Raw genomic sequence first — 10,449 nt, forward strand, 5'->3', positions numbered from 1 at the left:
GGTTAAAGGTTAAGGGTTAAGGGTTAAGGGTTAAAGGTTAAAGATTTTATCTTGCACCTTTTGCCTTTAGCCCTGCACCACTCTATTAACCGCCAATAATCATCGTTAGCTTTGCTATAAACTCTTTCGCTGCTTGCTCAGAGTTAATTTTAAAGGCTACCCCATAATGAATAGGCTGCGTACTTTTATAAATACGGGTAGGAAAACGGGTCATTTCACTGCTATGAAAATAGCCTTGAGTACGCACAACCCCATCAATATCAGTAAAGTCATCGCTAAACACTTCAAATGCAGGGCGGATCACAATTTTACCTTTACCTGTTTCCGCATGGGTGTAAAACGCCTCTTTAGAGTTTACTAGCATATACTCAGCTATGTTTTTTATTTTAAAGTTACTTCTACACTCTAGTTTGATCAGCTGCTCGGTTAACTCGTCTGCACTAAATGCCACGTGACTTTCCTTTTTATTTAATAGGGGGTCAGACTAACTCATGCATGAGTGAAAGTCCGAAATTTATTTATTCACTACACACAAAAGCTAATTGCTGATTTTTATAACTCAACCGGCTTATTTCAGTATCGCAATATTGGCTTAAATCAAGCCACTGCGATATAGCAGAGCCACGTGTTAATTTGCGCTGGTAAACACGGTTTTTAATTGCGTAAGCAATGGTATTTTCATCTTTTAAGATGAAATCTTGTACTTGGTTTGGCAATCTAAGTATATCGGTAACTTGCTTAGTTTGTGGATCAAAACGCGCTAAGTGATGCTGCCCGTGTTTACTATGGCTAAATAAAAACTCAGCCTGCGCTTTATTATAAATAAGCGTACGACCAATATCGCTTGCTACCACCTCACCTTTTGCCGCAGCAACCGAGGTATATTGCAGCGTGTGTGGTTCGCCTAAAATAAACATCACTAAATCGTTGTTACTTCCCCAAGCGTGATAGCCTACAGGTTCAATCCAATCAAAAATACGACTTGCAGCCAACTCGGGTGCCAACGGATATTGCCATAGTTTTTGTTTACCATCGTCTTCAACGACAATCGCCGATAAGTGCTGCCCATCCGGTGTTAAAGTGGGCGAGTATTCACTTTGTGGCGTATTAGTGACCATAGACGTTTGTTTTGATGATAAGTTGTAAAGCGCAATATCTGTTTGACTCTGGTCATTACTGATTATTTCTCGGGTATAGTATAGGCCGGTGTCGGTTAAATGGGGTTGATTGTTATAGCTCGTTTTATCACTAACAATGCTTACACGTATACCATGCGGAGAATTTAAATCGGCGAGCAAAATTTGGCTTTTAGGCATACTTGCCTGGGCAATATCTAGCGTTAAAGCATTTATAGCTATAAGCCCTAACAATGGTTTAATCAGTTTCATGCTTTCTCTCGTTTTAATTTTAAGCACCTCATGATAACGTTATTTACTGATGACGTCACTTGACCTAAGTCAGTCAACTCTTTATAACTAACGGGTCATAAAAAAGAGAACAAACATGTCAGCTAAACACCCTATTATTGCAATCACCGGCTCATCTGGAGCGGGCACAACGACCACCACTAACGCCGTGAAGCATATTTTCCGTAGCCTTGATATCAATGCGGCATTTATCGAAGGTGATAGCTTTCATCGTTATACACGTCCTGAAATGGACAAAAAAATTCGTGAAGCACAGCAAGAAAGTAAACACATTAGCTATTTTGGCCGAGAAGCTAACGACTTTGGCGCCTTAGAAGACTTATTTACTAAATACGGTGAAACCGGTGAAGGAAAACTTCGTCGTTATTTACACACCTTTGATGAAGCCGTGCCTTATAACCAGTTACCTGGGACATTTACCCCATGGCAAGAACTTGAGCAAAATACAGACCTGATGTTTTACGAGGGTCTACATGGCGGTGTAGTTGATGAAGATCATGATGTTGCTAAACATGTTGATTTACTCATAGGCATGGTGCCTATTATTAACCTTGAATGGATCCAAAAACTCATTCGCGACACCTCAGAACGCGGCCATTCTCGTGAAAAAGTCATGGATTCTATTGTGCGCAGTATGGATGACTACATTAATCATATAACGCCGCAATTTTCTCGTACCCATATTAACTTTCAGCGAGTCCCCACCGTTGATACTTCCAACCCATTTAGTGCGAAAGATATCCCCTCCCTTGATGAAAGCTTTGTTGTGATTCGCTTTAGAGGGATTGATGATGTTGATTTTCCGTATTATTTGCGGATGATTGAAGGCAGTTTTATGTCGCGTATAAACACCTTAGTGGTGCCTGGTGGTAAAATGGGTCTCGCGATGGAACTGGTGCTCACGCCTCTGATAAAAGATATTATTTTGAAAAAACGCGCCTTAGCAAAGTTAGCACCGCCTGAAATTCCTATTTAGACTCTTTTTTGTGAACTCTAACTCACGTACACTGCTGATTTTAAGTATGACGAGTTTAATATGTCGCAATCAATTAAAATTATTGTTGGATCTAAAAACCCAGTAAAAATCAATGCCGCTAAACATATTTTTGCGATGTATTTTCCTGAGCATGTAATCGAATGTAGTGGCGTTCACGCGCCCTCAGAAGTACCCGATCAACCCTTAGGTGAAGAGCAAACCTGCTTAGGGGCTCAAAATCGCGTTAATTACTGTAAAAGCCACTATCAGGCAGACTACTATATGGCGATGGAAGGTGGTGCAGCGCAATTTAGTTATGGTGCAGCAACCTTTGCCTATGTAGTTATTGATAATGGCACACAGCAAGTTACAGGCCGAAGCAGTAACTTACCCCTGCCCGCTGTGTTTTATAAAGCATTGCTTCAAGGTGAAGAGCTTGGTGACGTGATGGATAAAGCTTTTAATACCACCAATATTAAACAGCAAGGGGGTGCTATTGGCTTATTAACTGATCATCATGCAACACGAGAAAGTACCTATACTCAAGCGCTGACACTCGCCATGGCGCCTTTCCTTAATCCCACTCTATATAATCAATAACGGATGTTTTAATGAAGTATAACTACGTATTATTTGATGCCGACGAAACCTTATTTAGCTTTAATGCCTTTGCTGGCCTTAAAAACATGCTAGCAACCTATGACATGGATTTTACCGAGGCAGATTATGCCCATTATCAAAACACCAATAAGTCACTATGGATTGCTTATCAAAACAACGAGATCACCTCAAGTCACTTACAAGTAACTCGTTTTAGCGAACTGGCAAATAAACTAGATGTGCCAGCTCAACAGCTCAATGATGATTTTTTATCAGCAATGGCCGAAATTTGTATGCCTTTACCCGGCGCCGTTGAATTATTAAATGCCCTTAAACCCCATGCCAAGCTGGGCATTATTACCAATGGTTTTTCTCAGTTACAAGCACGTCGCCTAGCGCATACGGGGCTGCAAGATATGTTTGACTGGTTAGTTATTTCTGAGCAAGTTGGCATTGCTAAACCTGCAAAAGAGATATTTGAGCACACCTTTAACTTAATGGGTAATCCACCGAAAGAGCAAATTTTAATGGTCGGTGATACCGCCAGCAGTGATATTCTTGGCGGTCAAAATGTGGGCATTGACACTTGTTGGCTGCAACATCCTGGCGTGAACTTGCCTGAGGGAATTAAACCAACATATCAGGTAACCCAGCTTAAACAGTTGCAAACTATATTAGGACTTTGATAATAAAAGCCTGAGTGTAATTTAGCTGTTTAGCTAATTAACAAACAAAAAAATGACGCTAATAAGCGTCATTTTTTATAACTGTATATAAGTGATTAACTAATTAGGCGTTAGCTAGCTCAAGGCCGGGTGCAGGCATCGTTACAGGCGTTTCAAAGGTTGCCCACTCCCATGCTGACTCAGTTGCCATAATTTTGCGTAGTAACTTATTATTTAAATCATGACCTGATTTAAATGCGGTTACTTTACCTAAAAGATTGTGACCTGTCATAAACATGTCACCTACACAGTCTAGTATCTTATGCTTGACGAACTCGTCTGCGTAACGCAAACCGTTCGGATTTAAAACTTTAAATTCATCAAGTACCACTGCGCTATCCATGCTGCCACCTAGTGCTAGGTTGTTCGCATGCATGTATTCAATGTCTTTCATAAAGCCAAAAGTACGCGCACGGCTTATCTCTTCAGTGAAACTTTGTGCCGTAATATCTAAACCAACACGTTGGCGGCTTTCATTGATTGCAGGGTGATCAAAAGCAATTTCGAAATCGATGTGGAATCCGTCGTAAGGTTCTACTTCGGCCCATTTATCACCTTCTTCAATACGTACTTTTTCTTTTATACGAATAAAGCGTTTTGCAACATTTTGCTCTTCAATGCCGCCTTTTTGTAATAAATAAATGAATGGCAATGCACTTCCATCCATTATTGGTACTTCTGAGCTATCAAGTTCAACAATTAAATTGTCGATACCCATTGCCGCAACCGCCGCAATTAAGTGCTCAGTAGTCGATAAGCGAACGCCATCTTTGTTAATTAAACAGGTACACAATTGCGTATCACCAACGGCTTCAGGTGTTGTTTCAAAATCAACAACCGGATCAAGGTCGACACGACGAAATACAATCCCAGTATTTGCGCTCGCAGGTCGGAGAGTTATTGTGACCTTCTCACCTTTATGAAGTCCAATTCCTATGGCTTTGACTACTTGTGCAATCGTACGCTGTTTAATCATAGGTTCGCTCACTTTAGTATATATTACAGTTAGACGGCGGAGTGTAACATGAATACGGTATAACTACAACATTCGTTCACATTTCGCACAAAAATACTGTTTTTTATTAATCTGCTTGTTTACGTAAAAAAGCAGGGATGTCGAAATAATCGCCACCTTCAGACTTATCTGTTTTCTTAGCGCTGCTTGACGACGTATTCGCTGAAGAACTTGAAGAGCTCGTCGATGTGCTTTGCTCTTTTGATTCTGTTTGCGTAGTCGTTGCAGGCTCTTCTGTACTTGCGCCTTGGCTTGCAAAGCTAGGAACATACATGCTGCTGTTTGTTTGCGTGCTTGAACTGGCTACATCAGAACCTGATGCTTTTTTAAAGCCGTTATCTACAATACCAAACTGTGGACGACGATCGCCGCCTAAGCCAGTTGCAACAACCGTTACACGTAGCTCATCTGTCATTTCAGGGTCGATTACCGCCCCCACAACTACCGTTGCATTTTCAGACGCTAACGCCTTAACGTGATTACCTACGATTTCAAATTCTTCAATCGCGATATCCATGCCGGCAGTAATATTGACCAAGATACCTTTAGCACCGGTTAAATCAACGTCTTCTAGTAATGGGCTTGAAATAGCCGCTTCTGCTGCTTCTTGTGCACGATCAGGACCCGAGGCAGATGCAGTCCCCATCATGGCTGTACCCATTGCAGACATAACAGTACGTACGTCGGCGAAATCCACGTTAATTAGACCCGAGCGTGTGATTAGCTCAGCAATACCCTGTACCGCACCAAATAATACGTCATTTGCTTTAGCAAACGCATCCAGTAAAGTTGTCCCTTTACCTAATACTTTTAGTAATTTGTTATTTGGAATAGTAATTAACGAGTCCACGATTTCAGACAATTCGTTAATCCCCTGCTCTGCAGCAGCGGCACGTTTTTTACCTTCAAAATCAAATGGACGCGTTACTACTGCCACGGTTAGAATGCCCAGCTCTTTAGCTATTTTAGCCACGACTGGCGCAGCACCGGTTCCTGTACCGCCGCCCATACCTGCCGCTATAAATACCATATCGGCGCCTTCAAGGCTGGCACGGATGGTTTCGGCGTCTTCTTCAGCCGACTGACGGCCTACTTCAGGGTTTGCACCCGCACCTAACCCAGAGGTTATTTGCGTACCTAATTGTACCGTTACATCTGCGGCTGAATTACGTAATGCTTGTGCATCCGTATTCGCTGCAATAAAACGAACGCCTTCTATTTGTTGTTTTACCATGTGCTCAACTGCGTTACCGCCGCCGCCACCAACACCGATTACTTTTATTACAGCTTCTTCGCTGTGTTGTTCCATTATATCAAACATATTTACTCTCCGACTTGAGTACTAAAACTCGCCTTGAAACCATTTTGTGATGCGGTTCCACCAATTATTATTATCATCCGCTTTCGACTTTTGTGCATTCATCGACTGCATAGTACGCCCGTATTGTAACAAACCTACAGCGGTTGCGTACGATGGATCATCAACATAATCAGTTAAACCTACTACACCAATTGGTTTACCTATTCTTACTGGCATCTGAAAAATATCTTCAGCCACTTCCATTGCGCCAGTCATTTTAGCAGTTCCGCCAGTAATGACGAGACCTGCTGCAATTTGGTCTTCTAATCCTGAACGACGAATTTCTTCCATCGCCAGTTCAAATAATTCTCTAAAACGTGGCTCAACCACTTCTGATAACGTGTGCCTAGACATCAGTCTTGCTGGCCGCCCACCTACGCTTGGCACTTCAATCGTATCTTCGCTGCTCGCCATTTGGCTACTTGCACAGGCATATTGTACTTTGAGTGACTCAGCATGTGATATAGGTGTACGAAATATTTTTGCAATATCACCGGTTACTTGGTTGCCTGCCACCGGAATAACCGCCGAATGACGCAGCGCACCATTAATATAAATAGTGATATCCATAGTACCACCACCAATATCAAGCACCGCAACACCTAACTCTTTTTCGTCATCCGTCAGTACGGAATAACATGAAGCAAGCGCTGTGAATATAAGTTGGTCAACTTCAAGCCCGCAACGTTCAACACATTTTTCTATATTTTTAGCCATGTCGTTGGAGCAGGTAATAATGTGCGCGCGTGCTTCCATGCGCACACCGCTCATGCCGAGTGGGTTTTTAATCCCCTCTTGCATATCAATGCTGTACTCTTGCGGCAAAGCATGCAACATTTTGCGTTCAGCTGAAATTGGCACTGAACGAGCAATGTGTATTACATTTTCAATGTCTTCATCGGTTACTTCGGTGTTATTAATAGCCACAACACCGCTTTCGTTCTGACACTGAATATGCTTGCCAGAAATACCCAAATAAACCGAGCTAATACGACAATCAGCCATCAATTCGGCTTCATCTATAGCGCGGCGAATAGACTCAGACACTAAATTTAAATCGTTAACACCACCTTTATCCATTCCATGAGATACTTGGCTCCCCACGCCAACAATGCTGAGCTTGTTATCTGTGGTGATTTCACCTACCGTGGCCACTACTTTAGAAGTGCCAACGTCTAATCCAATCACTAGGTTTCTTTCTGCTGACTTAGTCATGCCTTACTCTTTATTATAATTGCTGTTCTTGCAGTGGCTTATAGCTCACTGCAAGGCCGGTATCGTAGCGTAAATCAATTGCATCTATCTGTGCATCAGCACGTTTTTCTATACGTGAATAAACGTCTATAAAACGTTGTACACGTTTGGCTTTATCTTTGCGTCCTAAATTTAAACGCACACCGTTATCTAACCAAAGTTGCCACGAAAACCGCTCAGATAGCGCAAGGCTAGTGAGCGTTAATGCATTGACTTTGAGCATTTCATCAAACTGTTTAAACGCTACCCATGCTTCTTTTTCACTGCCCTCTGGCCCATATAGTTGGGGTAAAGTGGCACTTAATTTATCACTTTTTGCTTCAAACGCGTCACCGCTTTGATTAATCAGTAAGTCACTATTCCAGTGAGCAACCGCTTGATGTTCTACCACGTAAACTTGAATGGTATCAGGCCATTGCTTTCTTACCGATACCGTTGCAACCCAAGGCAGCTCTTGTACTAAATGCTGAACTTGCTTTACGTTTAGCTCAAAAAAACTGCTTAAATCTGCTTTTTTTATTGCCGCTGTTATTGCTTTTTCATCGGTGTACTTAGGGTTCCCCAGCACCGTTAAATGCTTAATTTGTGCATCTTTATTTTCAACTAACCAGTGCGAAACCCCACTGGTTATTTCAATTAACCCTATCACCACGGCTAGAAAAAAACTCACTCCAAAAATCAGCGACCAGTTAAGTTGCTGTTTTAGTTGCTGCGCTTTCTCTAAAAAGGGATGCATATTAAAGGGTTTGCTCCAAAATGCGAACAACTAATTGCTCAAAACTTGCCCCGTTGGCTTTTGCTGCCATTGGCACCAATGATTTTTCAGTCATGCCTGGTACGGTATTCACTTCTAGTAAGTAAAAGTGTCCTTGTTCATCTTGCATCGCATCGACTCGCCCCCAGCCACTTGCCCCCACTAAATCAAACGCATCAAGCGCCATCGCTTGTAATTTTTGAGTATCCAATGGTGATAAATCAGCAGGGCAATGATATTGCGTACTACTTGACTGATATTTAGCTTGGTAGTCATAAAACCCATTTGGGGTGCTCATTTCAATCACAGGTTGTACTTCATCACCTAATACCGTAATGGTAAATTCGCGACCCGTGATCCACTGCTCTACCAATACTTGGCTGTCGAACTTAAATGCATTAGTGAGCGCATCTTCAAGTTCTTCTGCAGAGCTTGCTTGCGCCATACCGATACTGGAGCCCTCGTGCGATGGCTTAACCATTACCTTTTTAAATTGCGCCATAATGGCATTGGCATCAAAGCCTTTTTTAGCATCAACCACGGCATAAGGTGCGGTGCTTAAGCCTGCCGATTTAAACAAATGCTTACAACGAATTTTATCCATAGCCAGTGCCGAACCCAGAACATTACTGCCGGTATACGGCAGGTTCATAAATTCTAGAGCACCTTGTACCGTGCCGTCTTCACCACCACGACCATGCAAAGCAATAAAAACGCGATCAACGTTTAACGACTTTAATTCCCATAACGAACGATTTTGTGGATCAAACGCTATCGCATCAATGCCAGCGTCTAACAGCGCATTTAATACCGCTTGACCAGATTTTAATGACACGTCACGCTCTGCTGAATTTCCACCTAGCAGCACCGCTACTTTACCAAACTGGGAATTTACCTGTGTCATACTTCACCTTGCTTTAATTGTTCTATCGACATATTCGTGGCTGCTAAATTTTTAACGAGCTGACCTATGTTACCCGCTCCTTGTGTGAGCACTAAGTCGTTATTTTGTAGGCAGTTGGCAAGTACGCCCGCAAGCTCTGAGCTTGAGGCTACATGTAATGGCTCTTTGCCACGCTGGCGCAAACTACGGCATAAACTTTTACTATCAGCGCCAACAATCGGCTCTTCGCCTGCACTGTAAACATCGAGTAATAAAAGCTGATCAACCTCAGCCAATACCTTAACAAAATCTTCGTATAAATCGCGAGTACGCGTATAACGGTGCGGCTGATACACCATCACTAAACGCTTATCAGGCCAGCCTTCTCGTGCTGCGGTGATAGTAGCGGCCACTTCTGACGGATGATGACCATAGTCATCAACAAGCATCACGCTACCGCGTTCATTTTCAAATTCACCGTAGTGCTGAAAACGACGGCCAATACCTTCAAAAGTATCTAAAGCCGCTAAAATTGCATGATTCGCAATATTTTGATCTTTAGCCACGGCAATCGCTGCGGTTGCATTAAGGGCATTATGTTTACCCGGCATATTCAGCTTGGCGGTTAAACTCTCACCTTGTTTATTAGTCACCGTAAATTGGCATGTGTTCGCTGTTTGGCTAAAGTCACTCATTCGATAATCAGCCTCGTGTGACTCACCGTAAGTGATCACCGGACGACCAAAACGGGGGATCAATTCAGCAGCAACGTCTGAATCAATACACACCACCGCTAACCCGTAAAACGGCAGATTATGAATGAATTCAACATAAGTATCTTTCATTTTTTCTAAACTACCGCCGTAGGTTTCCATGTGATCTTCTTCAATATTAGTGATCACCGACACCATAGGCTGTAAATGCAAAAATGAGGCATCGCTTTCATCTGCTTCGGCAATTAAAAAGTCACTTTTACCTACCTTAGCATTGCTGCCAGCGCTGTTAAGCAAACCACCAATTATAAAGGTTGGATCGAGTTCGGCTTGTGCATAAATGCTGGCAATTAAGCTGGTTGTGGTCGTTTTACCATGGGTGCCCGCAATGGCGATACCGTGGCGAAAGCGCATCAGTTCAGCTAACATTTCTGCACGGCGAACCACCGGGATACGCGCAGCTTGCGCGGCTTGAATTTCAGGATTTGTTTTATCTATTGCACTTGAAACCACCACCACATTGGCGTCTTTTACGTTATTTTCATGATGACCAATAAATACTTCAGCACCGGCTTTAATTAAACGCTCAGTCATTGCGCTGTGAGCTATATCTGAACCAGTAATACGGTAACCTTCAAAAGCAAGTACTTCTGCAATGCCGCCCATGCCTGCACCGCCTATTCCTACAAAGTGAATAGTTTCAATGCGGCGCATCGCTGGACGTGTATATTTTTCTTTTGCT

General features: G+C 42.6%; 11 protein-coding genes. 3 read left to right on the plus strand and 8 right to left on the minus strand.

Going from position 1 to position 10,449, the window contains the following annotated elements:
- Window positions 1-85: 85 nt before the first annotated feature.
- Window positions 86-451: a hypothetical protein gene (locus tag CWC30_RS04635; protein ID WP_036981345.1), complete on the minus strand. Its 366-nt coding sequence runs from the start codon at window positions 449-451 to the stop codon at window positions 86-88.
- A gap of 67 nt (window positions 452-518) precedes the next feature.
- Window positions 519-1,388: a TolB-like translocation protein gene (locus tag CWC30_RS04640; RefSeq protein ID WP_138626553.1), complete on the minus strand. Its 870-nt coding sequence runs from the start codon at window positions 1,386-1,388 to the stop codon at window positions 519-521.
- 115 nt (window positions 1,389-1,503) lie between these two features.
- On the opposite strand from CWC30_RS04640, the gene CWC30_RS04645 reads away from it, so the two are divergent.
- From CWC30_RS04645 to yjjG, 3 genes are read left to right on the plus strand one after another with little or no spacing between them, the layout of a single operon-like run.
- Window positions 1,504-2,403 (plus strand): phosphoribulokinase, encoded by a 900-nt coding sequence (locus tag CWC30_RS04645; protein ID WP_008114793.1) that lies wholly within the window; start codon window positions 1,504-1,506, stop codon window positions 2,401-2,403.
- A 60-nt stretch (window positions 2,404-2,463) separates the two neighbouring features.
- A complete protein-coding gene (gene yjjX / locus CWC30_RS04650) occupies window positions 2,464-3,003 on the plus strand; it encodes an inosine/xanthosine triphosphatase (RefSeq protein ID WP_069440104.1) in 540 nt (179 codons plus the stop codon).
- An 11-nt stretch (window positions 3,004-3,014) separates the two neighbouring features.
- Window positions 3,015-3,689, plus strand: coding sequence for a pyrimidine 5'-nucleotidase (gene yjjG, locus CWC30_RS04655; RefSeq protein ID WP_013464063.1), 675 nt, complete (start codon window positions 3,015-3,017; stop codon window positions 3,687-3,689).
- A 103-nt stretch (window positions 3,690-3,792) separates the two neighbouring features.
- On the opposite strand, the gene lpxC is transcribed toward yjjG, so the two are convergent.
- From lpxC to murC, 6 genes are all read right to left on the minus strand, one after another.
- Entirely contained in the window at window positions 3,793-4,704 is a 912-nt protein-coding gene (gene lpxC, locus CWC30_RS04660; protein WP_013464062.1) for a UDP-3-O-acyl-N-acetylglucosamine deacetylase, read from the minus strand.
- A 106-nt stretch (window positions 4,705-4,810) separates the two neighbouring features.
- Window positions 4,811-6,064, minus strand: a complete 1,254-nt coding sequence (gene ftsZ, locus CWC30_RS04665) for a cell division protein FtsZ (protein WP_016899499.1) — start codon at window positions 6,062-6,064, stop codon at window positions 4,811-4,813.
- A 21-nt stretch (window positions 6,065-6,085) separates the two neighbouring features.
- Window positions 6,086-7,318: a cell division protein FtsA gene (gene ftsA, locus CWC30_RS04670; protein ID WP_013464060.1), complete on the minus strand. Its 1,233-nt coding sequence runs from the start codon at window positions 7,316-7,318 to the stop codon at window positions 6,086-6,088.
- Between the two features lie 13 nt (window positions 7,319-7,331).
- On the minus strand, window positions 7,332-8,093 hold the full coding sequence (locus CWC30_RS04675) for a cell division protein FtsQ/DivIB (protein ID WP_013464059.1): 762 nt from the start codon (window positions 8,091-8,093) through the stop codon (window positions 7,332-7,334).
- A gap of 1 nt (window position 8,094) precedes the next feature.
- Complete coding sequence (locus CWC30_RS04680) at window positions 8,095-9,015, minus strand: D-alanine--D-alanine ligase (RefSeq protein ID WP_016899500.1); 921 nt, start codon at window positions 9,013-9,015, stop codon at window positions 8,095-8,097.
- On the minus strand, window positions 9,012-10,421 hold the full coding sequence (gene murC / locus CWC30_RS04685) for a UDP-N-acetylmuramate--L-alanine ligase (protein WP_215908052.1): 1,410 nt from the start codon (window positions 10,419-10,421) through the stop codon (window positions 9,012-9,014). The genes CWC30_RS04680 and murC overlap by 4 nt, the downstream gene beginning before the upstream one ends.
- Window positions 10,422-10,449 lie beyond the last annotated feature (28 nt).

This window comes from Pseudoalteromonas sp. S4741, from assembly GCF_005886135.1.
In the GTDB taxonomy this organism is placed as follows: domain Bacteria; phylum Pseudomonadota; class Gammaproteobacteria; order Enterobacterales; family Alteromonadaceae; genus Pseudoalteromonas; species Pseudoalteromonas tetraodonis.

What these genes read in the sequence shown, in the direction of transcription:
- murC (WP_215908052.1), bottom strand. Translation starts at nt 10,421, where the DNA reads ATGCGCCGCATTGAAACTATTCACTTTGTAGGAATAGGCGGTGCAGGC.
- CWC30_RS04680 (WP_016899500.1), bottom strand. Translation starts at nt 9,015, where the DNA reads ATGACACAGGTAAATTCCCAGTTTGGTAAAGTAGCGGTGCTGCTAGGT.
- yjjX (WP_069440104.1), top strand. Translation starts at nt 2,464, where the DNA reads ATGTCGCAATCAATTAAAATTATTGTTGGATCTAAAAACCCAGTAAAA.
- lpxC (WP_013464062.1), bottom strand. Translation starts at nt 4,704, where the DNA reads ATGATTAAACAGCGTACGATTGCACAAGTAGTCAAAGCCATAGGAATT.
- CWC30_RS04675 (WP_013464059.1), bottom strand. Translation starts at nt 8,093, where the DNA reads ATGCATCCCTTTTTAGAGAAAGCGCAGCAACTAAAACAGCAACTTAAC.
- CWC30_RS04640 (WP_138626553.1), bottom strand. Translation starts at nt 1,388, where the DNA reads ATGAAACTGATTAAACCATTGTTAGGGCTTATAGCTATAAATGCTTTA.
- ftsZ (WP_016899499.1), bottom strand. Translation starts at nt 6,064, where the DNA reads ATGTTTGATATAATGGAACAACACAGCGAAGAAGCTGTAATAAAAGTA.
- ftsA (WP_013464060.1), bottom strand. Translation starts at nt 7,318, where the DNA reads ATGACTAAGTCAGCAGAAAGAAACCTAGTGATTGGATTAGACGTTGGC.
- CWC30_RS04645 (WP_008114793.1), top strand. Translation starts at nt 1,504, where the DNA reads ATGTCAGCTAAACACCCTATTATTGCAATCACCGGCTCATCTGGAGCG.
- yjjG (WP_013464063.1), top strand. Translation starts at nt 3,015, where the DNA reads ATGAAGTATAACTACGTATTATTTGATGCCGACGAAACCTTATTTAGC.